The organism is Thermococcus coalescens (assembly GCF_055392585.1).
In genome coordinates, this window is record NZ_AP043764.1 from 1,874,277 (window position 1) to 1,895,276 (window position 21,000).

At 54.2% G+C, this 21,000-nt stretch carries 25 protein-coding genes and 2 tRNA genes; 9 read left to right on the plus strand and 18 right to left on the minus strand.

Going from position 1 to position 21,000, the window contains the following annotated elements; genetic code table 11:
* The first annotated feature begins 69 nt into the window (after window positions 1-69).
* The 6 genes from ACZ5M3_RS10445 (at window position 70) to glmM (ending at window position 6,611) form a co-directional block, all read left to right on the plus strand.
* Window positions 70-1,434 (plus strand): ADP-specific glucokinase, encoded by a 1,365-nt coding sequence (locus ACZ5M3_RS10445; RefSeq protein ID WP_464839510.1) that lies wholly within the window; start codon window positions 70-72, stop codon window positions 1,432-1,434.
* 82 nt (window positions 1,435-1,516) lie between these two features.
* Window positions 1,517-2,698 carry a mannosyl-3-phosphoglycerate synthase gene (gene mpgS, locus ACZ5M3_RS10450; RefSeq protein ID WP_464839511.1) on the plus strand — a complete coding sequence of 394 codons (1,182 nt, stop codon included), beginning with the start codon at window positions 1,517-1,519 and terminating at the stop codon, window positions 2,696-2,698.
* Between the two features lie 2 nt (window positions 2,699-2,700).
* On the plus strand, window positions 2,701-3,432 hold the full coding sequence (gene mpgP / locus ACZ5M3_RS10455; RefSeq protein ID WP_464839512.1) for a mannosyl-3-phosphoglycerate phosphatase: 732 nt from the start codon (window positions 2,701-2,703) through the stop codon (window positions 3,430-3,432).
* Window positions 3,429-4,811, plus strand: a complete 1,383-nt coding sequence (locus tag ACZ5M3_RS10460) for a mannose-1-phosphate guanylyltransferase/mannose-6-phosphate isomerase (protein WP_464839513.1) — start codon at window positions 3,429-3,431, stop codon at window positions 4,809-4,811. Before mpgP ends, ACZ5M3_RS10460 begins: the two co-directional genes overlap by 4 nt.
* Before the next feature lie 2 nt (window positions 4,812-4,813).
* Window positions 4,814-5,230 carry a hypothetical protein gene (locus ACZ5M3_RS10465; RefSeq protein WP_464840918.1) on the plus strand — a complete coding sequence of 139 codons (417 nt, stop codon included), beginning with the start codon at window positions 4,814-4,816 and terminating at the stop codon, window positions 5,228-5,230.
* 10 nt (window positions 5,231-5,240) lie between these two features.
* The gene (glmM, locus tag ACZ5M3_RS10470; RefSeq protein WP_464839514.1) at window positions 5,241-6,611 is read left to right on the plus strand and encodes a phosphoglucosamine mutase; all 1,371 of its coding nucleotides are present in this window, start codon (window positions 5,241-5,243) and stop codon (window positions 6,609-6,611) included.
* Between the two features lie 54 nt (window positions 6,612-6,665).
* On the opposite strand, the gene ACZ5M3_RS10475 is transcribed toward glmM, so the two are convergent.
* The 10 genes from ACZ5M3_RS10475 to ACZ5M3_RS10520 form a co-directional block, all read right to left on the minus strand.
* Window positions 6,666-8,027, minus strand: coding sequence for a hypothetical protein (locus ACZ5M3_RS10475; RefSeq protein ID WP_464839515.1), 1,362 nt, complete (start codon window positions 8,025-8,027; stop codon window positions 6,666-6,668).
* 78 nt (window positions 8,028-8,105) lie between these two features.
* Window positions 8,106-8,918 (minus strand): energy-coupling factor ABC transporter ATP-binding protein, encoded by an 813-nt coding sequence (locus tag ACZ5M3_RS10480; RefSeq protein ID WP_464839516.1) that lies wholly within the window; start codon window positions 8,916-8,918, stop codon window positions 8,106-8,108.
* Window positions 8,915-9,574, minus strand: a complete 660-nt coding sequence (locus ACZ5M3_RS10485) for an energy-coupling factor transporter transmembrane component T family protein (RefSeq protein ID WP_464839517.1) — start codon at window positions 9,572-9,574, stop codon at window positions 8,915-8,917. The genes ACZ5M3_RS10480 and ACZ5M3_RS10485 overlap by 4 nt, the downstream gene beginning before the upstream one ends.
* A 1-nt stretch (window position 9,575) precedes the next feature.
* Window positions 9,576-9,824, minus strand: coding sequence for a PDGLE domain-containing protein (locus ACZ5M3_RS10490; protein ID WP_464839518.1), 249 nt, complete (start codon window positions 9,822-9,824; stop codon window positions 9,576-9,578).
* A complete protein-coding gene (locus ACZ5M3_RS10495) occupies window positions 9,821-10,435 on the minus strand; it encodes an energy-coupling factor ABC transporter permease (protein WP_464840919.1) in 615 nt (204 codons plus the stop codon). Before ACZ5M3_RS10495 ends, ACZ5M3_RS10490 begins: the two co-directional genes overlap by 4 nt.
* Before the next feature lie 146 nt (window positions 10,436-10,581).
* The gene (locus ACZ5M3_RS10500; protein ID WP_464839519.1) at window positions 10,582-11,382 is read right to left on the minus strand and encodes a proteasome assembly chaperone family protein; all 801 of its coding nucleotides are present in this window, start codon (window positions 11,380-11,382) and stop codon (window positions 10,582-10,584) included.
* Between the two features lies 1 nt (window position 11,383).
* The gene (locus ACZ5M3_RS10505) at window positions 11,384-11,563 is read right to left on the minus strand and encodes an RNA-protein complex protein Nop10 (RefSeq protein ID WP_297091789.1); all 180 of its coding nucleotides are present in this window, start codon (window positions 11,561-11,563) and stop codon (window positions 11,384-11,386) included.
* The gene (locus ACZ5M3_RS10510; RefSeq protein WP_464839520.1) at window positions 11,560-12,387 is read right to left on the minus strand and encodes a translation initiation factor IF-2 subunit alpha; all 828 of its coding nucleotides are present in this window, start codon (window positions 12,385-12,387) and stop codon (window positions 11,560-11,562) included. The genes ACZ5M3_RS10505 and ACZ5M3_RS10510 overlap by 4 nt, the downstream gene beginning before the upstream one ends.
* 92 nt (window positions 12,388-12,479) lie before the next feature.
* On the minus strand, window positions 12,480-12,677 hold the full coding sequence (locus ACZ5M3_RS10515; protein WP_012571194.1) for a 30S ribosomal protein S27e: 198 nt from the start codon (window positions 12,675-12,677) through the stop codon (window positions 12,480-12,482).
* A 3-nt stretch (window positions 12,678-12,680) separates the two neighbouring features.
* Entirely contained in the window at window positions 12,681-12,965 is a 285-nt protein-coding gene (locus ACZ5M3_RS10520; protein ID WP_014012391.1) for a 50S ribosomal protein L44e, read from the minus strand.
* A 184-nt stretch (window positions 12,966-13,149) separates the two neighbouring features.
* Here ACZ5M3_RS10520 and ACZ5M3_RS10525 point away from each other — a divergent pair, with 184 nt between their 5' ends.
* The gene (locus ACZ5M3_RS10525) at window positions 13,150-13,725 is read left to right on the plus strand and encodes a hypothetical protein (RefSeq protein WP_464839521.1); all 576 of its coding nucleotides are present in this window, start codon (window positions 13,150-13,152) and stop codon (window positions 13,723-13,725) included.
* Here the strand turns inward: ACZ5M3_RS10525 and ACZ5M3_RS10530 are convergent.
* From ACZ5M3_RS10530 to ACZ5M3_RS10540, 3 genes are all read right to left on the minus strand, one after another.
* A complete protein-coding gene (locus tag ACZ5M3_RS10530) occupies window positions 13,707-13,886 on the minus strand; it encodes an HTH domain-containing protein (RefSeq protein WP_167891690.1) in 180 nt (59 codons plus the stop codon). The two genes, ACZ5M3_RS10525 and ACZ5M3_RS10530, sit on opposite strands and share 19 nt — an antisense overlap.
* A 61-nt stretch (window positions 13,887-13,947) precedes the next feature.
* On the minus strand, window positions 13,948-14,529 hold the full coding sequence (locus ACZ5M3_RS10535) for a LysO family transporter (RefSeq protein ID WP_464839522.1): 582 nt from the start codon (window positions 14,527-14,529) through the stop codon (window positions 13,948-13,950).
* A complete protein-coding gene (locus tag ACZ5M3_RS10540; protein ID WP_464839523.1) occupies window positions 14,526-14,771 on the minus strand; it encodes a hypothetical protein in 246 nt (81 codons plus the stop codon). The genes ACZ5M3_RS10535 and ACZ5M3_RS10540 overlap by 4 nt, the downstream gene beginning before the upstream one ends.
* A gap of 188 nt (window positions 14,772-14,959) precedes the next feature.
* On the opposite strand from ACZ5M3_RS10540, the gene ACZ5M3_RS10545 reads away from it, so the two are divergent.
* Window positions 14,960-16,159, plus strand: a complete 1,200-nt coding sequence (locus ACZ5M3_RS10545; RefSeq protein ID WP_464840920.1) for an aminotransferase class I/II-fold pyridoxal phosphate-dependent enzyme — start codon at window positions 14,960-14,962, stop codon at window positions 16,157-16,159.
* A 23-nt stretch (window positions 16,160-16,182) separates the two neighbouring features.
* Here the strand turns inward: ACZ5M3_RS10545 and ACZ5M3_RS10550 are convergent, their stop codons facing one another.
* From ACZ5M3_RS10550 to ACZ5M3_RS10570, 5 genes are all read right to left on the minus strand, one after another.
* Window positions 16,183-17,082 (minus strand): hypothetical protein, encoded by a 900-nt coding sequence (locus ACZ5M3_RS10550; RefSeq protein WP_464839524.1) that lies wholly within the window; start codon window positions 17,080-17,082, stop codon window positions 16,183-16,185.
* Between the two features lie 17 nt (window positions 17,083-17,099).
* On the minus strand, window positions 17,100-18,536 hold the full coding sequence (locus ACZ5M3_RS10555; protein WP_464839525.1) for a beclin/Apg6 coiled-coil domain-containing protein: 1,437 nt from the start codon (window positions 18,534-18,536) through the stop codon (window positions 17,100-17,102).
* Window positions 18,537-18,650: 114 nt separating this feature from the next.
* The gene (locus ACZ5M3_RS10560; RefSeq protein WP_464839526.1) at window positions 18,651-18,854 is read right to left on the minus strand and encodes a MoaD/ThiS family protein; all 204 of its coding nucleotides are present in this window, start codon (window positions 18,852-18,854) and stop codon (window positions 18,651-18,653) included.
* 573 nt (window positions 18,855-19,427) lie between these two features.
* Window positions 19,428-19,502, minus strand: a tRNA-Cys gene (locus ACZ5M3_RS10565).
* Window positions 19,503-19,523: 21 nt separating this feature from the next.
* Window positions 19,524-19,609: transfer RNA gene (locus tag ACZ5M3_RS10570), tRNA-Ser, on the minus strand.
* A gap of 102 nt (window positions 19,610-19,711) precedes the next feature.
* Here ACZ5M3_RS10570 and ACZ5M3_RS10575 point away from each other — a divergent pair.
* On the plus strand, window positions 19,712-20,980 hold the full coding sequence (locus ACZ5M3_RS10575; RefSeq protein WP_464839527.1) for an Nre family DNA repair protein: 1,269 nt from the start codon (window positions 19,712-19,714) through the stop codon (window positions 20,978-20,980).
* Window positions 20,981-21,000: the final 20 nt, after the last annotated feature.

Here is a 21,000-nt window from a genome sequence, read left to right on the forward strand (position 1 = left end):
CCTTTAATTTTCCTTTTCTCACCGCAACCCTTATTAACTTCCTATGGTTACATCACTCCCGGTGATACAATGTCCTGGGACGCTCTCTACTCATCGGCCTTTGATAAAGTCCGCGGGAACATCGGGAAGGTTGGAGGGGTTCTTCTCGCCTACAACACGAACATCGACGCGGTAAAGTACCTTGACTCCAAGGATCTGGAACGGCGGGTACGGTACGTTGGGGCAGATGAGGTTCTGAGATACTCGGACGAACTCCCGGAGAAGATAACCTCCCTTGAGCACCTCTTTGGCGGAATTCTATGGAGCGTTCGCCGGGGCAAGGCCGCGGAGCTTTTCGTGGAGAGCTGCAACGTCAGGTTCTACATGAAGCAGTGGGGCTGGGAGGAGCTGAGGATGGGCGGCCAGGTGGGGATAATGGCCAACCTCCTTGGGGGCGTTTACAACGTTCCGGTCATAGCCCACGTCCCCCAGCTTTCAAGGCTCCAGGCGGAGCTCTTCAAGGACGGTCCGATTTACGTCCCCAAAGCTGAGGGTGGAAAGCTCAGGCTCGTCCATCCGAGGGACTTCGCCGGGGACGAGGAGAACTGCATCCACTACATCTACGAGTTTCCGCGCGGGTTCAGGGTTTTCGACTTCGAGGCACCGAGGGAGAACCGCTTCATAGGCTCTGCCGACGACTACAACCCGAACGTCTATATAAGGCCGGAGTTCCACGAGCACTTTGGGGAGATCGCCTCGGAGTCCGAGCTGGCCGTAATAAGCGGCCTGCAGGCACTCACTAGGAAGAACTATCGTGAGCCCGTTGAAGCTCTCAGGGGACACCTTGAAATCCTCAACGATAAGAACACCCCAGTCCACCTTGAGTTCGCCTTCACCGCAGACAGAACCGTCAGGAAAGCCCTCGTTGATCTCCTCGGAAAGTTCTGGAGCGTGGGGCTGAACGAGGTCGAGCTGGCCTCGATAATGGAAATCCTCGGTGAGAAAGCCCTTGCCGAAAAGCTCCTTGCCCACGACCCGGTCGATCCAGTTGCGGTTACGGAGGCGATGCTCAAACTTGCCGAAAAAACCGGCGTCAGGAGGATACACTTCCACACCTACGGATACTACCTGGCTCTCACGGCTTATAAGGGCGAGTTCATCAGAGACGCGCTGCTCTTTGCGGCTTTGGCTGCGGCAGCCAAGGCAAAGCTCGGTGACGTCCGTTCCATAGACGACGTGGTCAAGGCCATGGACGTCCCAGTGAACGAGAGGGCAAAAGCCGTGGAGGGGGTTCTTAAGGAGAAGTACGGTATGGAGAAGGGCATCGCTGACGTGAATGGCTACCAGCTCGCCTTTGTGCCTACCAAGATAGTCGCGAAGCCCAAGTCAACCGTCGGAATCGGCGACACCATATCGAGCTCGGCCTTCGTCGGAGAGTTTGCACTGCGTCCGTAAAACAAACCTTTTTATTTTGCGCTCCCAAAATTTTTTACGGTATTTCATTTTCATCTTCGAAAATTATAGTGGGGTGATCGATTTGCTTTTGGAGGCTCCGGTTTACAAGGAGCTGTTTGGGGCAGTTGAGATTTACGAGGTTCAGAAGGTCATCAAGCTGGACACTCAGACGCGAGACGTGGGGAGCTTTACCGTCACCAATGTGCCCAGGGAGGACATCTACGGCATACTTGAGGACATGGCCATAGTGGTTCCGATGAAAAACGAGAAGCTCCAGTTAGTCGACGGGGTTCTGAAGGCGATACCCCACCAGTGCCCGATAATAATAGTCTCCAACAGCAGGAGGGAGGGGCCCAACCTCTTCAAGCAGGAGGTTGACCTGGTCAAGCACTTCTACAACCTGACCTGGTCTCGGATAATAATGGTTCATCAGAAGGACAGCGGCATTGCTGCAGCATTCAGAGAGGCGGGATACACCGACGTTCTCAATGAAAACGGTGCCGTGAGAAGCGGCAAGGGTGAGGGGATGCTCATCGGAATACTCATCGCTAAGGCAATCGGCGCCAAATACGTGGGCTTTATCGACGCCGACAACTACATCCCAGGTTCGGTCAACGAGTATGTGAAGGACTACGCGGCCGGTTTTTTGATGAGCGAGACTGAGTATGCGATGGTTCGTCTGAGCTGGAGGCATAAGCCAAAGGTCAGCACCAGGGGGCTCTACTTCAAGAAGTGGGGGCGTGTGAGCGAGATAACCAACCGCTATATGAACGCCCTCTTCGGCGTGGCGACCAACTTTGAGACCAACATCATAGTCACGGGGAACGCTGGGGAGCATGCGATGACCCTGAAACTGGCTGAGATTATGCCGTTTTCGACCGGATACTCGATAGAGCCCTTCGAACTGGTGTACCTCTTTGAGACCTTCGGCAGGTGGGGCAGCGACCCCCACACGGACGTCTATGACCAGGGAGTTGAGGTCTTCCAGATAGAGACCCTCAACCCCCACCTCCATGAAGACAAGGGGAAGGAGCACGTCAGGAACATGATCCTAAGCTCCCTTGGGGCAATCTATCACTCCAAACTTGCCACAGAGAGCCTCAAGCGGAGAATCCTCCAGGAACTGCGTCTCCACGGCCTCATCGGCGAGAATGAGGAGCCGCCGAAGCCAAGAATCATGCCCCCCATCGAGAACATAAACGCGAATCAGTGGATGAAGACCCTCGAAGACAACGCTGAAACGCTCCTGCGCTTTGAGGTGTGAGAATGAAGGTTATCTTCCTGGACATAGACAGAACCCTGCTCGGTGACGACTACTCCCCCGAGCCGGTTAGGCCAGTCCTCAAGTCCCTTATCAACGGGGGTTTCGAGGTCGTGCTCAACTCATCGAAGACCTTCGCGGAGCAGGAGTACTACAGAAAGGCCTGGGGGCTTGATGGTCCTTTCATAGTCGAGAACGGGAGTGCCGTCGTGATCCCGGAGGGCTACTTCCCCTTTGACGTTCCAGGGGTGAGGCGCGGCAGGTACATTTTCATTGAACTGGGGGAAAAGTACGACCGTATCAAACGCATCCTTGACCCCCTGGCGCCCGAATACGGCCTCAGGTACTACGGAAACTGCACGCTCGATGACGTCATGGCCTTCACAGGTCTGCCCGAAAATCTGGCGGGGCTTGCAATGAAACGGGACTACAGCGAGACGATATTTGCATGGGAAAGACCGGGCTTCGAGGAGCTGCTCTCCGAAAGGGGTCTCAGGGTATCGCGGGGCAGCAGGTTCATCGGCGTGACCGGGAACACAGATAAGGGGCGTGCCGCCGTGGAACTGCTGAAGCTGTACTCCCGCCTTGGGAGGGTGGAAAGCTACGCTGTGGGTGATGGGGAAAACGATTTCCCCCTCCTCGACGTTGTCGATCATGCCTTCCTCGTGGGGGCCCTCAGGCATCGGAGGGCTAAAAATATAAGCTCGATCGACGAACTACTGGAGGTGGTGTTATGAAGACTCTGATTCTCGCCGGCGGGAAGGGAACGAGGCTGTGGCCTCTCAGCAGGGAGCTGATGCCCAAGCAGTTCATAAGGATGTTCGACGAGTACTCCCTCTTCCAAAAGACCGTCCAGCGGGCCCTTGCGTTTTCCAAACCGGACGAGATTTTTGTGGTCACCAACGATATATACCGGTTCCGCGTTCTCGATGACCTGAGGGAGCTGGGCCTTGAGCTTCCGGAGAACAACATCCTCCTTGAGCCGAGGGGAAAGAACACCCTGCCCGCGATATTCTGGGGGATAAAGAGGATCGAGGAAGCCTTTGGAGATTCAGTGGTAGCTGTGCTCCCATCGGATCATCTGATAGACGCCAACGAGAACTACGTAAAGGCATTTAGAAACGCGGAGAAACTTGCCAGGGACTACCTGGTGACCTTCGGGATAAAGCCGACCAGGCCCCACACCGGCTACGGCTACATAAAACCCGGGGAGAAGCTTGAGGGCGGCTACCTGGTGGCGGAGTTCAAGGAGAAGCCGGATCTTGAGACGGCTAAGCGCTACGTTGAGAACGGCTACTACTGGAACAGCGGTATGTTTATGTTCGACACGGGGGTTTTCACCGAGGAAGTGAAGAGGCACGCCCCTGGTGTCTACGAGGCCTTTGAGAAGGCGGAGAGCATCGAGAAAGCCTACGAGCTTGTCCCGGAGCTGTCGGTTGACTACGGGGTCATGGAGAAGACGGAGAGGGCTGCTGTGGTTCCTCTCAATGTCTACTGGAACGACCTGGGCAGCTTTGACGCCATCTACGAGGTAATGGAGAAGGACGAGAGCGGGAACGCCGTCAAGGTGGGAGGCAGGAAGGGCTATCACGTCGGCGTTAACTCCCGCAACAACCTCGTCATGACGAGCCGTCTAACAGCGACGGTCGGGGTCGAGGACCTCATAATCATAGACACGGACGATGCCCTCCTCGTCGCCCACCGCGGGGAGGGGCAGAGGGTAAAGGAGGTTTACAAACGCCTTAAGGAGATGAACGACGAGCGTGTCATGGTTCACAGGACAGCCTACAGGCCATGGGGAAGCTACACCGTTCTGGAGGAGGGAGACCGCTACAAGATAAAGCGCCTGACAGTTCTCCCGGGCAAGAAGCTCTCCCTTCAGATGCACTATCACCGCTCTGAGCACTGGGTTGTCGTCAGAGGCACCGCAAAGGTTCGCGTCGGGGAGAAGGAGATACTTCTCCGGCCGGGAGAGAGCACCTTCATACCCGCTGGTGTCGTCCACAGACTTGAGAACCCCGGTAAGGTGGTTCTTGAGGTCATTGAAACCCAGATCGGGGAGTATCTGGATGAGGACGATATAGTTCGTTTTGAGGACGATTTCGGGAGGGAGTGATAATGGCTGAGGATGAGAAGAAGCAGAAGAGTGCCAAGAACTGCGGGGATGAATGGGAGCGGTTCAGCAGCTCCATATCTTCCCTTTCGCTCAGCCTCCTGCCCACGCTGCTCTTTGTGCTGATAATGTCCTACATAATCGTCGTGGGGCTTCAGAACGCCGACATAACCTTCACCGTTCAGGGCCAGGAGGTCACCATAACCTACCCCCAGATAAACATACCCGTGGACTATTCGGCCATAAAGAACGCGGTGATTTACCTGTTCGCCGCGATACTGATAGGCATACCCGTGCCCCTGCTCTCGGGCAGGTGGAAGCCGCTGAAGATACTCGTCTCGCTGATTCAGGCTGGAGCGTTCGTCTACGGGCTCTACATCTTCGTGATGATGATAATCAACTTTGCCAGTGCTCTAATGTGAGGTGATTGCAATGGGAAGGCTGTTCGGTACCTTCGGCGTCAGGGGAATAGCGAACGAGATGATAACCCCAGAATTTGCACTCCGGATGGGCATGGCCTTCGGAACGATGCTCAAGAGGGAAGGCAGAAAAAGACCGCTCGTCGTGGTCGGCAGGGACACGAGGGTTAGCGGGAAGATGCTCAAGGATGCACTGGTAAGCGGGCTCCTCAGCGTCGGCTGCAACGTCATAGACGTTGGAATCGCCCCGACTCCAGCGATACAGTTCGCGACGGCGCACTTCAAGGCCGACGGCGGCGCCGTGATAACGGCGAGCCACAATCCACCCGAATACAACGGCATAAAGCTGCTTGAACCCAACGGAATGGGGCTGAAGAAGGAGAGGGAAGCGGTAGTTGAGGATATTTTCTTTAAAGAAGACTTCGACAGGGCTAGGTGGGACGAGATAGGCAATGTCAGGAAGGAGGACACCATCAGGCCATACATCGAGGCGATAAAGGTCAGGGTTGACGTTGAGGCCATAAAGAAGAGGAAGCCCTTCGTAGTCGTCGACACCTCCAACGGCGCCGGCTCGCTCACCCTGCCATACCTGCTCCGGGAACTCGGCTGCAAGGTGGTCAGCGTCAACGCCCATCCGGACGGCCACTTCCCTGCCAGAAACCCGGAGCCGAACGAGGAGAACCTGAAGGGCTTCATGGAGATCGTGAAGGCCATTGGTGCGGACTTCGGGGTTGCCCAGGACGGGGATGCAGATAGAGCCGTCTTCATAGACGAGAACGGGCGCTTCATACAGGGAGACAAGACCTTCGCTCTGGTTGCCGATGCCGTTCTGAGGGAGAACGGCGGCGGGCTGCTCGTCACCACCATAGCCACCTCCAACCTTCTCGACGATATAGCGGAGAGGAACAACGCGGAAGTAATGAGAACCAAAGTCGGCGATCTCATCGTCGCCCGTGCTCTTCTCGAGCACAACGGGACGATAGGTGGAGAGGAGAACGGCGGCGTTATCTTCCCGGACTTCGTCCTCGGCAGGGATGGGGCGATGACAACAGCCAAGATAGTCGAGATCTTCGCCAAATCCGGCAAGAAGTTCAGCGAGCTGATCGATGAACTGCCGAAGTACTACCAGTTCAAGACGAAGAGAAAGGTAGATGGCGACAGGAAGGCGGTGGTTGCCAAGGTCGCTGAGCTGGCGGAATCAAAGGGCTACAAAACAGACACGACCGACGGGACTAAAATCCTCTTCAACGACGGCTGGGTTCTCGTGAGGGCCAGCGGGACGGAGCCGATAATCAGGGTCTTCAGCGAGGCGAAGAGCGAGGAGAAAGCTGAAGAGTACCTTAAGCTGGGTTTGAAATTGCTTGAGGAAGTGCTTAAGGGCTGAAGTTTCCTTATCCCTATTTTTCTGTGTGCCTGCAAAAGGAAAGGGGAAAAGATTTCAGCCGCTCTTTATATAAAAGCCTATCGGGATTTCCACCGAGCAGGAGCTGAACCAGCCCGTTTTGAACCTGTATTTTTGGGAGCTTTTGAAAGCACTAAGCATGATTGAGGGCCCATTTTCTTTTACTGTCCCATCTATCGAGATACTGCCCGCTTTCTCGTACTGGAGCGACGCCGTGAGTCCAGCTACGGGAGCTGGCGCTCCAAATGCGACGGCAATGGCCCCAACGGGGATCCCTATGCCGAACTTGACGCCACAGCTTCCGCTGGTGCCCTTCAGAAGGTATTTTAAGGTTATTCCTTTGTTCTCTCCAAGTGGATATCTCAGGGCCTCTTTGGTAAATTTAAAGAAGATCCAATCAAAATCGGGACTCTCAACGGATGCGCCGCCGTCTATTATGTATCCGTTGACTCCTTTACTTGCTTTCACATCGTAGATGCCGACGTCTATTCTCTCTCTGCCCGTTTCACTGCAGCCGTAAGCACCCATGCCGCCAGCACAGATATACTCCTTTTCGTGTCTGTAGTAGGGTTTGGCCCAGATGTAGATGTAGCCCATCCTCCCTTTGGGGACATCTACTATATCCCCAAAGTAATAATTGCCCTCAACTGGAACCCATTTCTTTCCGTATATGTCCACTGAAGAGGAGAGCACTTTTACTGGATCACCACTTCCGAACTTCTTCTCTAAGTCAGTTCCATAGGCAAGGGTCGCTGAAAACTCCGTCTTGTACGATGCCTCCAAGGACACCGAGCCCTGGAGCCTTCCCTTCCCGTTCCTGTTGTCGATAATGAGCAGGGGGACCTTGACGTAGTCCTTCGCTTCCCAGGAGTCATCCGCCACCTTCCATACATAGGAGTACCCTCCCTCACGGGCGGGTTTTGGGAGGGGTTCTTTTTCGAGAACCGCAACCGCGACCCTCTTGCGGGTTCCATCCAAGTCTTCAGCCGAGAGAAGGGTTGAGCCAATTCCCCGGTAGAGAGCGCCGTTTTCCCTGTCTACAACCCAGACTGAAACCCTGACTCCATAGCGCTTTTCCTCGCTTATTTGTGGGAAGAACCTTTTGATATTTTCCACTTTCACAACGCTTCTGGTAATGTCGAACTTCCAAAGTCCCGAGCGCTTGATTCTGTAGTGGCCAATGGTCTTAATGCCGGAGGGTGTGGCAACGTCAATCTGAACCTGAATCTCATAGTCTCCCGAGAATCCCCTCAGCATCTTTCCGTTCTCATCGGTCAGGACTACTCTCATCCCGTCCTTTGGCGGAATCCATTCCGCAGATACGGCTGTTCCTATTAAAAGTGCTGTTAAGATTAGTATCCAGAGCGTCTTTAATAACCTACTCATTGCAGTCACCATAATAACAAAAGCAAGTAGTATTTTTAAAGTTTATGACAATCTGGCTGTTTTAAGGACTTAACTTTAAACATAAAAAAGTCAATAACTCTGGTTAAATCCGCTCACCTTCCACTCTTCCAGCAGTCCCTTTCCCTCCTCCACGCTTTTCGGAATTGGAAGGCCGAGGCCCAGGAAAAGCTCGGCCAGCGGCGGGACGTCGAGGTTGTGTTCCCTCAGAAGGTTGGGGTTTCCGAGTATCTCCTCGGGGGTTCCGACGGTGACTATTCTTCCCCCGTCCATCAAGGCTATCCTGTCGCACAGGGCCAGGTAGTCCGCCTCGTGGGAGGCCAGTATCACCGTCTTCCCCTCGGCTCTCAGCTCGGTTATCAGGTTCCGCATGATCTTCTTGCCCCTGAAGTCGAGGTTGGCGAAGGGCTCGTCGAAGGCTATAACCTCCGGCTCCATGGCGAGAACCGTGGCTATCGCTATTCTCTTCTTCTCACCAAAGCTGAGCTCCCTGGTTTCCCTCTCTGCGTATTCGAGCATCCCCACCCTTTCAAGCGCCCACAGAACGTGCTCCCTCAGCTCCTCACCGCGGAGACCCAGGTTGTAGGGGCCGAAGGCCACATCCTCAAACACTGTCGGTGAAAAGAGCTGGTCGTTGGGGTCCTGAAAGACTATTCCGACCTTTCTCCGAACTTCCCTCGGATTTTTTGCCGGGTCAAGGCCGTCCACAATGACTCTGCCCTTCTTTGGCCTGAGTATCCCGTTGAGGTGGAGCATGAGGGTGCTCTTCCCCGCACCGTTAGGCCCGAGGAACCCGAACAGCTCTCCCCTCTTAATCGTGAGGGTTATCCCCCTGAGCACATCCCTGCCTGAGTATGAGAAGTAAACGTCTTTCAGCTCTATCATACCAGCAGACCCCCCAATGCGAGCAGGGCCAGCATCGCCGTCTGGACGTTGGGTCTCGGCTCTTCCAGGCTGGGAAACTCGCCGAAGCCCCTGGCGAGCATGGCCCGGTATATCCTCCCGTTCCTGAGGTATGCCCTGACGAAAACCTCGCCTATGAGGGAGCCGAGCTTCCTGTAGTACTCCCTCCTCCCCACGCCAAAGGCCCTTGAGTCCAGGGCGCGCTTCATCCTAATAGCCTCGTCCGCAAAGAGGTCAAGGTAGCGGTAGGTGAAGGCCAGGGTAAGGGTGAGTATCCGGGGAAACCTCAGCGCTTCCATCTCGGCGAGTATCCTTGAGAACCCCACCGTGCTGGTCACGACCACGGCCGTTCCGGCGGAGAGGAAAGCCTTGCCGAGCAGGGTGAAGAACGAGTACACTCCCTCGTGGGTTATCGGGCCAAGGGGCGTCTCCAGGAGCGGCCTCCCCGGGTTAAATAGGCCCATGACGAACAGGAGGCCCTCGAAGCCGAGGAGAAAGCCGAGCTTTTTGAAAACGCCCCTCTTTGGTCTCATGATGAGGGTGACCGCCAGGAAAAGGAGTCCAAAATAGGCCAACTCCATCAGGCTCCTTCTCGTCACGGCTCCAATTGCATAAAGGAAAATGAAGGGCAGGTACACCTCAGGCACCCCTGGCGAGCTTTGCCAGGCCGTAGCCGACCCCGAAGGCCAGGGTGATCCCGAGCAGGCCCATGACCACGCTCTGGCCCCAGGTTTCGCCGTAATCGAGGGGAGCATGATAGACCGGGTTCTCCTCAAGGCCGACCTTTTTCATCGTTGCCTCCAGCCCGTCGGGGTTGCTCGACGCGAGGGGCAGCACTATAGCCAGGGCGACGGCTATAATTATCAAGCCCTTGAAAACCGTCCTCATGCAGGCACCCCCTCAATCGATGGAAGCTTTGCCCTTACGGCATAGACTATCAGGACGGTGAGTATCGCCTCACCGATTCCGATTATCGAGTGGTAGCCGGCCATCAGGGTGAGCACCTTGAGGAACGGAAGGCTGTGGCTGAGGCCTATCTCAACCGCCGCTAGGGTCGCCCCGAGAACAACTGAGAGCCATGCGGCAAAACCCATTGCGAGGGTCTCGTTGAGGCCCTTGAGCTTTGTGTAGACTCCGTAGCCGATGAAGGCCCCGATCAGCCCCATGTTAAGGATGTTGGCCCCTATTGCGGTTATTCCACCGTCACCGAAGAGGAGCGTCTGTATCAGCAGAACCGCGGTCATGACTATCACTGCCGCGTAGGGCCCGAGCATTATGGCAACCAGAGTCGCACCGAGAAGATGTCCACTGACGCCCCCTATTATCGGGAAGTTGACCATCTGCGCCGCGAAGATTCCTGCCGCGAAGAGTCCGAGGAGCGGTATCTTCTCCTCCGGGAAGTCTCTGAGCTTTTTGACTGCGTAGGCTATTCCGGCTATCGTTATCGCGTAGGTGACTACTATCACCGGCGTGCTCAGCAGTCCATCTGGTATGTGCAACTCAAACACCTCCATGAGTCTTTTGGTGTCATCAGTCATAAGAAGAGTAGCACGAAATAAAAGTGTTTTTCAAACTGCGTATTATCAACCAAAGGTTTGAAACGGCGATTGCCAGTAAATCCAGTCAGAAAAGAAAAGGGCAGGACTCAGAGGTAGCCTCTGTCCTCTTCCTCCGGGGTGGGAGGCATCTGCTGCTCCAGCATGGCCCTCTGCATCTCCTGAACCTTTCTAAGTATTTCCTCCGTCTCCCTGGCGCGCTCCTCAAGTGCAGTCATGTCGAGCTCAAGACCGAGGATTTTGGTCACCGCCAGGAGGACGGACTTTGCGGCCTTGGCATCCACGATGTAGCCAAGGCTCTCGCCGAGGAGGCTTACCCCGTACATCGAACGGAGCTTGCCCATTCCCAGCAGAAGACCTGCCGCACCGACTATCGCTCCTCCTTCGTCCTCGCGCCAGATAACCTCAACGCTGCATCCTTCAAGCTTTCTCTGGTAGTACTCAACCAGCTCCTCGTGGCTCACCGCCGCTAAAACCCTCGGCTCCCCCTGGAGCTCGGGCACCTGGTAGCCGCCCATCGTGATTATCTCGCGGACGCCGAACTCGCTCACGAAGTCCAGCATCTTTCCGACGACTTCAAAGTGGCCGGGGCTGTCCGTTGGTGGAACCTGCTGGTCGCCGGTGATGATTATGATGTCCCTGCCGTTCTCGTCCGGGTTCTTCCAGTAGTAGAACTCGTTCTTCATGAGCTCAACGACGGAGTTCCTCTTTATGAGGACCTGATGCATGAAGTGCGGGGAGTATAGGTCTGCGAACTTGACGGCTTGAAGCTCCTGGATGAGGTGCTCCGCGGCGAGCTTTCCGACTAGGCCTATGCCCGGGAGACCCTCTATGAAGACAGGGTCTCTGAGTTCGGGCCTCTCATAGACGTGGATAACTGACTCCTTCATATCACTCCCTCCCTGCTATGCCCAGCTGCTCGCGCTTCAGCCTTCTCCTGTACTCGCCGTACGGGTCTTCCGGCGAGAAGCGCGGCGGATGAGCTACCTTGGTTTTAGCTCCACAGACAGGACAGGTTTCCTTGAGGGTGTAGCGCCCGCACTCGGGGCATTTCTTTATGCGGAACCTCATGCCCCTCTCCTCTTTATCTTCTTGATGCGCTTCTCCTTCCTGATCAGGGTCGCCTCGCCGCCGGCTTCCTTTATAACGCGCAGTATCTCCTCCGCTATGTCCTCAAGAACCTCCTCGGCCTTGTAGTAGTCCGGGGCGGTGATGTCTATCCTGTACCTCGGCGCTCCCTGGTAGGAGAACTTGACTTCTATCTCCTTCTCCTCGTTGGCCCTGTCGCGCGCCCTGATGAGGGCTTCCTTGATGATCTCGACTCCGTTGGGGCTGGGAACGGTTATCTCGAACTCAGCATCGATGGTAACCGTGGGTATCTCGACGTAGGCCTCTATGATCGGCCTGAGTGCCTCAATCCACTCCTCGCTTATGAGGTCTTCAAGGACTTCCATCCCGTTTTGAGCGGCATCCTCAAAGGCGGCGTACACCTCTCCGTACTCCTCCTCAAGGGGAACCCATACCTCCCTCCATGCCGTTTCGAAATCCTTCCCTATCTTCTCGGCCGCTATCTTGAGAAGGTTCTCCGCCTTCTGGGCGCGCTTGTACTCCTGGAGCTTGGCCTTCCTCTGCTGCTGGTTCACCCTCTTGAGGCTCAGGTCTATGTGCCCCTTGCTCGGGTCAACGCGTATGACCTTGGCGACTATCTTCTGTCCCTCCTTGACGAAGTCCCTGATGTTCTTGACCCACGTCGAGGCAACCTCGCTTATGTGCATGAACCCCTCCTTGCCCGGGTACTCGTCGAGCTTGAGGAACGCACCGTAAGGGTGAATGCTCTTGACAGTCGCGACCACAAACTCTCCCTCTTCGGGATACTCCTTGGCTTTCCTCGGCATTTTAACCACCTCAAAATTTTCTCTGCCTGAGTAACTTACGAAAAGATGTTTTTAAAGTTTAGCAGAAGGCAAAATTAGGGGAAAGGGAGGGTTCACTCAAGAACCTCAAGTATCTTGGCCTTGATGACACCCTTTCCACCGGTCGGCTCGACGAGCGTTGCACCGCAGACGAGGCACCTAACGGTGGTTGCCGGGTTGCTGAAGACGATCTGCTCGTTGCCGCAGTCGATGCACTTGACGCGGAGGAACCTGCTCCTCGGCATCGGGATGAGGTTCTTCGGGAGAGCCATGCTTCACACCTCCACCAGCTCGAACTTCTTCACGCGGAAGCCCTGTCCCCTGGTGTGGGCCTTGCCGCAGACGGTGCACCTGAAGCGGAGGTCGAGCTTCTTGACCGGCTTCTCCCTTCCGGCCGGGTTCGGCCTCGGGAAACCGCGGTAACCCTTCATGATCCTCCTGAAGCGCCTCTGGCCCTGGCTGAGCTCGCTCCTCGGCCTCTTCTTGACCTTCTCGACCTTGTGGATCGTGTGCTTCTTACAGTAGGGGCAGTAAGTCCTTATCTGCTTCGGGTACTTCATTCTCTCACCTCCACACAGAGGCCCGGTGGGTTCCTACTCGCCCCAGCCTCGGAGACCCCCGAGCCGTGAGGCATGATAGTGCCTGCAGGCATCGGTAGGGGTGAGGCTTTAAAAAAGTTTTTGCGTTTTGAACCAAAATTTTTAAATAACTAAATGTTATTAAACTGCTCCGGGGGTGGGGGCCATGGAGAGGATGATAACCACGGTTGAGGAGCTGAAGAGGCTGGAGGAAAAGGCAGAGAGGGAGTACAGGAAGCTCCTTAAGAAGCTAAGGGATCCAGAGTATGCCGACCTGAGGGCCCTCATAATGAGGATGGCCATAGATGCGGCCTTCCACAGACATCTGATGGAGGCACTTGAAAGGGCATATCACGATTCCGTGAGACTGGTGGAGGAGTATGGAACTGGGGAGAGTGCTGGTGAAGTGGCTCTCATTCCTGGCCTGCCCACGGTCGTGATGCCGCTGGGGTTCGGCGCAATGGGGGCCAGGGTTCCTCCTGAGGAGATAATCGAGGAGTACCTGAAAGACTTTCCGACGGAGGTTGTCCTGCCTGAGAACGGGGATGGAAAGGTGGGGGAGCTTCTTGGACGATACCTTGAGCTGGAGAGGGACATGCTGGAGCTCTACGACAGACTGTCCCGGAGGGCCTTCCACCCGGTCGTGAGGGAGCTCGTCAAGGAGATAAAGAGAAACGAGGAACAGCACGAGGCCGTCCTCAAAAAGCTCAGCGAGAAGTACTCTCACTCTGCCGGGGCATAGTAGCAGCGTTTCGGCGAGATGATTTTGCCCTCCTTTTTGAGGATCTTGATAGCCTTGTCAACCTCTTTTTTGTCGATTCCAGCGAGCTCGGCTATTTCCTTGCTCTTGAGAGGCTTTCCGGCCTCCTTCAGAACCTTGAAAACGAGTTCGACCTCAGCCATCTTTATCACCCCGGAGGTTTGTCGATAGAACCTAAAACGTTTGAACTTAAAAGGTTATTGGTCAGAACTGTAGTATGAACGGAACCACAAACGGTACAAGTGCCGTGAGCACGAAGCCGTGAACGAAGGCTATCAGCGCAACCTCGCTGCCCCCGAACTTCGTCATTATGGGCAGGGTCGTATCCATCGTTGTCGCCCCGCCCATGGAAACCGCCAGCTCCTTCCGCATTCTTCCAATAGCGACGGGGTAGAGGAGAACGGTGAATATCTCCCTTGTCAGGTTGGCAAGGAATCCGAGGGTGCCGTAGACCGCTGAATACTGGGCGATCAGCGGCCCGGTGAGACTGTACCAGCCACAGCCGGCGGCTATCGCGAGCCCCCACTTGAGCTCTATTCCCAGGAGCAGGGAAGCGACGAGGCCACCCAGGAGAGAGCCCAGGAGGGTACCGAGGGGCAGTTTTATGGCCAGCCTCCCCAACTTCTTAATCTCTCCCAGGCGAAAGCTCTGACCGAGGTCAATTCCTATTATAAGTATCAGCAGGTAGAGCATGATTTCATAGAGGTTGCCGAATTCTGGGGCATAGAAGTGCCCCGTGAGTATGCCCGCAGTCAGAGCGAGCAGAACGTAAATCAGAAACCTCATCCCCTACCCCCCACGATGAGAGCGATCCCGAGGCTGCCGATTATGGTCAGGGCGGCGAATACTATGGACGAACTGAGGAGCCACAGGGCATCTATTCTGACCTTCCCCGCTTCCACACCCATGAAAAATATCAGGAGCAGAAGTGCGGCGCTCATTGGAAGGTCGGCGTTTACCTTACGTCCCCTCCGGCGAAGAACGTAGCCGATGAGAACACCGGCGATTAGTGGGACAAAGATGTTCATGTAAAAACCTCCCTCTGAAGGTTAATAAACGTATCGAAGGGCTCGGTGGGTGTTCACGTCATCATTCGTGAGCTTTCAGCATGCTTGCTAGTCGTCATCGCCCGTAACCCGTTACACTCACGCCCTTTTAAACCTATGCGGGCAAAGGTTTTTTACGACAACCATTCATCATTCAAATGGTGGTTCACATGATTCGCGCATCCGAAAGGGCCATGGGCATCGAATACGCCATAAGGGACGTTGTTCTCCCGGCGAGGGAGCTTGAAAAGAAGGGGATAAAGGTCATCAGGCTCAACATTGGCGATCCGGGCAAATATGACTTTCAGCCGCCGAAGCACATGAGGGACGCGTACTGCAGGGCCATCCAGGATGGTCACAACTACTACGGACCGAGCGAGGGAATCCCCGAGCTGAGGGAGGCGATAGTGGAGCGCGAGAGGAAGAAGAACGGCGTTGATATAACCCCCGACGACGTCCGCGTTACCGCGGCCGTTACCGAGGCGCTGCAGTTCATATTCGGCGCCCTCCTCAACCCGGGGGACAACATCCTTGTCCCGAGTCCCAGCTATCCGCCATACACTGGTCTCGTCAAGTTCTACGGCGGCATTGCCAACGAGTACCTTACCGTAGAGGAGAACGGCTGGCAGCCCGACATCGACGATATGAGGAAGAAAATAGACGAGAGGACGAAGGCCATAGCGGTCATCAACCCGAACAACCCAACGGGGGCGCTCTACGAGAAGAAGACGATTAAGGAGATACTCGACCTTGCCGGTGAGTACGACCTGCCCGTCATAAGCGACGAGATATACGACCTCATGACCTACGAAGGAAAACACGTCTCTCCGGGCTCCCTCACGAAGGACGTTCCTGTTATCGTTATGAACGGCATGTCAAAGGTATACTTCGCCACCGGCTGGCGCCTCGGCTACTTCTACTACGTCGATCCGGAAAACAAGCTCGCCGAGATAAGGGAGGCAATAGACAAAATGGCCAGGATAAGGCTGTGTCCCAACACTCCGGCCCAGTTCGCGGCAATAGCCGGTCTCACCGGTCCGATGGACTACCTCGAGGAGTACATGGCCAAGCTCAGGGAGAGGAGGGACTACATCTACAAACGCCTCAACGAGATTCCGGGGATAAGCACCGTGAAGCCCCAGGGAGCGTTCTACATCTTCCCCAAGATAGAGGAGCGTTCCAAGTGGAAGAACGACAAGGAGTTCGTTCTCGATGCCCTTCACGAGGCCCACGTCCTCTTCGTCCACGGCTCGGGCTTTGGAATTGCCGGGAAATGGCACTTCAGGGCGGTCTTCCTGCCGCCGGTTGATGTCCTTGAGGAGGCCATGGACAACTTCGAGGCCTTCATGAGGAAGAGGCTGGGTTCCTGACGCTTTCTCCCTCTTTGAGATTTTCAAGGACCGATTATTCTGTAGGCCTTTACCCCATTCCACGTTTTGATGTAAACTACGTTTCCATCGAGTTTAACGTCATACGGCCGCTCATTGAAGCTCTTGCAGGCAATTTTGATTAAATGGCCTGCCGTGTAAACGCAGACCCCGTTCTTTTCATCGCCTTTCTCATTTTTGAGATAATACGCCACTGCAACATGCTCATCGTCGGCATCTACGAGCGCCCTGATTCCAAGGCCCTCACCGTTGATGCCCGTAATTGTTTTCCTCTTAACTTTCTTCCCTTCCACGACATAGAGGATCAATTTAGTCTTGAGGGAAGACCACCCCCTATCTGGCCATCCAACGGTCACGTAAGCCTTGTCTCCAATAATTCTGACGTCGGAGATATGGGCTCCTAAAACGTCTGGACAAAATCTAAATGTCGTTTCTCCCGTGGATACGTTCATGAGGTATGCGCAGGACTCTCCTCCGGAGCCAAACGGGGCAGAGCTAACGATAATAAGACCATCCCGGGTGTATCTGAGTGGGTATCCCGAGGCGGGCCGCCACCATTTTATGCTCAGGTTGTAGTCAAGAAAGATCATAGAAGTTTTTCCTCTGCCCCCTTCAAGGAAATACGCATATAATAGAACTCCCTCCGGGGTGCAGATGTGACCTTTGTTCATTCCGGGTAGCGTGTAATTGGCGACGGACGTGTTGTTTACAAAAATTTTGAAAACATATGAGAAATTAGCGGGTATATAGGTTGCGTGAATCCTGAATGGGCAACTTGTTGATACGCGATTATCCTCAAAAGATGCCCCATCTGCCTTTGTTGGGATAAGTAAGCCTTTGGGTAAAAAGAAGACAAATAGAATAACAACTGTCAGCAAAATGAAAAGTCCTTTTCTGGCTTTCATCTCATCATCCTCCAAAGCTATCCGTTATCAAACAGTACCACTGTTGTTCGTCCACATTGGTCTCCGTATTCTTCTTTGGTACATATAACGAAATTTTGGGATCTAGCTTGATCTGGTGCAAAGCATCCTCCGCAGTGATTGTTTGCCCACTTGCAGGAACTCCCAACATCTCCATACTTACAGCATCCAAGCCAGTATTTATTCACATAAAGCTTGTAATACTTGTCAGTATAATAAGGAGCGTCTGGATCCGAGAGAGGTTTTAGGTAGTTGGTGACAACCCAGCATCCGTATTTGTTGCATTCGACTTGCCAGATTATGTTGCTCTCCTGTAGCTCGTTGCCTTCATTGGGATTGTATGCCCAGCCATTATAAAAGAGCTTTATCTGTATTGAGCCAAAGTCTTGGAATTGGCTCCCTGGATGTATCTCCACAGCCTTATCCCAATATTTCCTAAAGTCTGTACCTGTTTGTGGGAACTCGTAAGTGCAATATTGTCCCCAAAAGTAACGCACGTTAGGTTCGCTACTTTGATAAATCCCAACCCACACTACAGCTGGATAAAATGAACTGTAGTGCACTAATGGGGCTGAATCCGCGTATTTGGGGTCATCTACTCCGGGCAATGGATCCTTGTAACCATGATTCACGTTGCAAAATATGCTATAGCAACTTTCTCCTCCTGCAATTCCAGTGGTTATTGCCAGCGGTTCTACTCCGGTAGCCGCTCCTATTAGCGTTTGTTTTCGTCCGGTTTCTTTGAGTGTTTTCAGGGTTTGCAGTTTCTCCTTCTTCTCGGCAAACTTGTAGATTTCCCTCCAGAGTTTTTCTCTTTTGTCCAGCAGGGTGAATATCTCGTTGATGGTTTCTTCGGTGTAGTTCCCGGCTTCAACTTTCTTGAGCAGTTCCCTCATCCGCATGTCCGTTTGAACGACTTCTGTGAACGTCAGCTCCGCCGCCTGCCTGTAGTATGCTATGAACCAGGCTAGGTCAACATCAGTCCTCACTGGGTGGACTTTTTTAACGTGTTCTTGGACGATTGTGCTCTCAGAGGGCAGTTTGTAGTTCAGGACTTTTCTCCCGTAGGGAGTTTCTACAGTATATTTCTGAACGAGTTGGAGGCTGAGCTTTTGACGTTCGAGGTATTTTAACTCGTTGGTGAGGAGTCTAATCTCATCTTTTAGCTTCACAATTTCGAAGAGAATGCTCGTGTTTTTAGTGGTGTTCCATTTTTCGTAAAGCTTTTCGAGTTTTGACTTCCTTTGGTCGATGGTGTGGGTCAGGTTCGTGATGTTTTCTTCAAGCTGGTTTAGGAGGGTGTTAACGTCTATGCACGAGCAGTCTTGGCAGGCTGGCCGGGTTTGGTTGGGGGTTTGTGTTGCTCCCGCTTTGACTGTCTGGAAGCCGCTCAGGAGGAGAAGCCCAAGGAGGAGCATTCCCACCCACTTCCGCATTCGCCCCCCCCAAAGACGTTATCACAATATAATTGTCAGAAGTAGTATATAACACTTTCGAGATCATAACTAAGTTTTACAAAATTGATGACAAGCTGGAGGAACAAACCGTTTTTACCCCCCAGAAACGACCGGGATGACCTCCACGTAGTCTTCATCTTTGACATTCTCGTCCTCCAACGCGACCCTCCCGTTGAGCTTTGCTATGGCGCTCTCGGTGTTGAAGCCCACTTCGCGGAGGACATCGGCGACCCTCATGCCATTCCGCCACTCGATCTCCTTTTCTATTCCCCTTCCAAGGACCTTTACCCTGATCATCTCCCACCACCGAAAGGCATATCTTTGAGGCCTTTATAAATTCCACTGGCCGATGTGCTTGCACTCCCTTCGGGCTGAGCGGTTGGCCCGGCACCGAGCGGTGCGGAGGGCCACCACTCCTGAGGCCAGCAAGCTCTGCTAGTGCAAAGTTCTATCAAAGTTTTGTAGCTATTGTTGTAGGGAGTAACCCCTTAAAATCCGATTTTTAGAAGAGCACGCCCTCTTTCCGTCAACGCTTTGCGAAGCAAGCAAACTTTGCAGAGCAAAGTTTGATCAAAAATAAACTTCCGCTGGGACTGGTCAGAATGTGTTCGCATGTCCCTCTAAGATTACACGTCCAAAGCGAGGTTAAATCAAAAACACAGGGAATTGAAACCTGTTTCGCACCCTTTAACGCCCTTCGGGCGTTATTCTTGCAGTGAAACCCACAAAACTCTCCAATGAGGGAGTAACCCCTTTTATAACTGAGAATCTTCAAAAGGGACATGCAAACCTTGCTCAAACTCAACGGGACTATCGTCCCGTGCGTTGAAGCGGAGCTTCAACGTCGCGTAGGCGAAGTTTGTAGAATTGTGGAGCCGGGACCGGGATTTGAACCCGGGTGGAAGGGATCTGCAGTCCCTCGCCTCGCCTCTAGGCTATCCCGGCGTTTGACCCGAAGAAAGATGCTGGCGCCGCGGAGGGGATTTGAACCCCTGTGGGCAACGCCCACCGGCTTAGCAGGCCGGCGCCCTACCAGGCTAGGCTACCGCGGCACTCCAGTGCCCAGGTTATATGAGCCGAGGAGGGTTTTTAAGTTTTTTGGAACTTTGTCGCCATCGGCAAACCATAAATACCCTCCCCCGTACCTATCTCCAATGAGTGCCCCACCCTTTAACTCGAAACTCTGTGCAGTATGCAAGGGCAGAAAGCTCCTCTGTGGGAGGCCTACCTGTCCGATTCTCGAGAGGTTCAGGGTAGCCCGCACCGTTGAGCAGAGACTGAACAAGCGCCACCTCTTCGGCTCTTCTCCCCCCAGCATCTTCGTCGGCGAGTACGGCTATCCCAGGGTTCGAATAGGGCCTCTCGTGCCCCCCATCGAGGGGAACACAAGTCACCTCGACAATCCACTCAAATGGGAGGACAAGACGATAAAGGACATCCTCTACTACCGCTCCCTCCTTGTGATGGGTGAAACAAAGGCGGATATCCACGTAAGGAGGAGCGGCCGGATTTTGGGTGAGGTTCAGGAGCTGGCGATGTCAATAAGGCCGGTCGACAGCGAGATACTACTCAAGAGGAAGCCCGTCCTTAAGGTTCTCCCAAGCGAGTTCGCCCCACCAATAGGGCCTAAGGCGGAACTCCTTGACTTTGAGCTGACCGAGAATCCGAAAATCCCCCGCAGGACTGACTACGTGGTGAGCGACGAGCTTAAGGCAGAGACGGCCATAATGCGCCTCTACAACTGGGGCTTCGACGAGTACTACATCATACGACTCCTCTCGGCGGGGCTTCTCGGCGTTGATAAAAAGCTAGTGCCAACGCGCTGGAGCATAACCGCCGTCCAAGACACGATAGGCAGGAATCTGAGGCGCGAAATCCTCCACTACCCCGAGATAAACGACTATGAAGTTTATTTCTACCGCTTCCTTGGGAACAGGTATGCAGTCCTGCTGATGCCCGAAACTTACGCCTTTGAGCTGCTTGAGGTCTGGCTTAAAGGATCACTCTTCGGTGCCAGCGAGCCGAGCGTGATCCACGACTACGAGGACTTCCGGGGGAGGAAGGAGTACGTTAAAGAAACCGCCGGGGCATACCACGCGGCGAGGCTGAGCGTCCTCGAAGCGCTCCGGGGAAGAAGGAGGCAGGCGAGGGCAGTCGTGTTCAGGGAAGTTACACCGGAGTACTACGCCCCCGTTGGCGTCTGGCAGATTCGCCTTGGCGTGAAGAAGGCCATGGGCAACCTCATAGGCCGCTTCGAGACCCTCAACGAGGCCCTTGAGGCCATTAAGAGGCGCCTGGAGCATCCGTTTGAGAAGTACCTTGCGAGGAGCTACATCCTGGGAACCCTCGCGAGGCAGAAAACTTTGGATGAATGGCTCGGAAGGAATATATACCGCCTCGGCAGAGAGAATTCAGGTGGATGACGAGCACTCCATCCCACTGA

Excerpts from the sequence above, each read along its gene's own strand:
- ACZ5M3_RS10500 (WP_464839519.1), bottom strand. The coding sequence starts at position 11,382 with ATGAAGGAGTCAGTTATCCACGTCTATGAGAGGCCCGAACTCAGAGAC.
- ACZ5M3_RS10475 (WP_464839515.1), bottom strand. The coding sequence starts at position 8,027 with ATGGTGACTGCAATGAGTAGGTTATTAAAGACGCTCTGGATACTAATC.
- ACZ5M3_RS10465 (WP_464840918.1), top strand. The coding sequence starts at position 4,814 with ATGGCTGAGGATGAGAAGAAGCAGAAGAGTGCCAAGAACTGCGGGGAT.
- ACZ5M3_RS10550 (WP_464839524.1), bottom strand. The coding sequence starts at position 17,082 with ATGAAAGCCAGAAAAGGACTTTTCATTTTGCTGACAGTTGTTATTCTA.
- ACZ5M3_RS10575 (WP_464839527.1), top strand. The coding sequence starts at position 19,712 with ATGAGTGCCCCACCCTTTAACTCGAAACTCTGTGCAGTATGCAAGGGC.
- ACZ5M3_RS10490 (WP_464839518.1), bottom strand. The coding sequence starts at position 9,824 with ATGAGGACGGTTTTCAAGGGCTTGATAATTATAGCCGTCGCCCTGGCT.
- ACZ5M3_RS10530 (WP_167891690.1), bottom strand. The coding sequence starts at position 13,886 with ATGGCTGAGGTCGAACTCGTTTTCAAGGTTCTGAAGGAGGCCGGAAAG.
- glmM (WP_464839514.1), top strand. The coding sequence starts at position 5,241 with ATGGGAAGGCTGTTCGGTACCTTCGGCGTCAGGGGAATAGCGAACGAG.
- ACZ5M3_RS10525 (WP_464839521.1), top strand. The coding sequence starts at position 13,150 with ATGGAGAGGATGATAACCACGGTTGAGGAGCTGAAGAGGCTGGAGGAA.
- ACZ5M3_RS10555 (WP_464839525.1), bottom strand. The coding sequence starts at position 18,536 with ATGCGGAAGTGGGTGGGAATGCTCCTCCTTGGGCTTCTCCTCCTGAGC.
- ACZ5M3_RS10535 (WP_464839522.1), bottom strand. The coding sequence starts at position 14,529 with ATGAGGTTTCTGATTTACGTTCTGCTCGCTCTGACTGCGGGCATACTC.
- ACZ5M3_RS10445 (WP_464839510.1), top strand. The coding sequence starts at position 70 with ATGTCCTGGGACGCTCTCTACTCATCGGCCTTTGATAAAGTCCGCGGG.
- ACZ5M3_RS10480 (WP_464839516.1), bottom strand. The coding sequence starts at position 8,918 with ATGATAGAGCTGAAAGACGTTTACTTCTCATACTCAGGCAGGGATGTG.
- ACZ5M3_RS10540 (WP_464839523.1), bottom strand. The coding sequence starts at position 14,771 with ATGAACATCTTTGTCCCACTAATCGCCGGTGTTCTCATCGGCTACGTT.
- mpgP (WP_464839512.1), top strand. The coding sequence starts at position 2,701 with ATGAAGGTTATCTTCCTGGACATAGACAGAACCCTGCTCGGTGACGAC.
- ACZ5M3_RS10515 (WP_012571194.1), bottom strand. The coding sequence starts at position 12,677 with ATGGCTCTCCCGAAGAACCTCATCCCGATGCCGAGGAGCAGGTTCCTC.
- ACZ5M3_RS10545 (WP_464840920.1), top strand. The coding sequence starts at position 14,960 with ATGATTCGCGCATCCGAAAGGGCCATGGGCATCGAATACGCCATAAGG.
- ACZ5M3_RS10520 (WP_014012391.1), bottom strand. The coding sequence starts at position 12,965 with ATGAAGTACCCGAAGCAGATAAGGACTTACTGCCCCTACTGTAAGAAG.
- ACZ5M3_RS10460 (WP_464839513.1), top strand. The coding sequence starts at position 3,429 with ATGAAGACTCTGATTCTCGCCGGCGGGAAGGGAACGAGGCTGTGGCCT.
- ACZ5M3_RS10560 (WP_464839526.1), bottom strand. The coding sequence starts at position 18,854 with ATGATCAGGGTAAAGGTCCTTGGAAGGGGAATAGAAAAGGAGATCGAG.
- ACZ5M3_RS10505 (WP_297091789.1), bottom strand. The coding sequence starts at position 11,563 with ATGAGGTTCCGCATAAAGAAATGCCCCGAGTGCGGGCGCTACACCCTC.
- ACZ5M3_RS10510 (WP_464839520.1), bottom strand. The coding sequence starts at position 12,387 with ATGCCGAGGAAAGCCAAGGAGTATCCCGAAGAGGGAGAGTTTGTGGTC.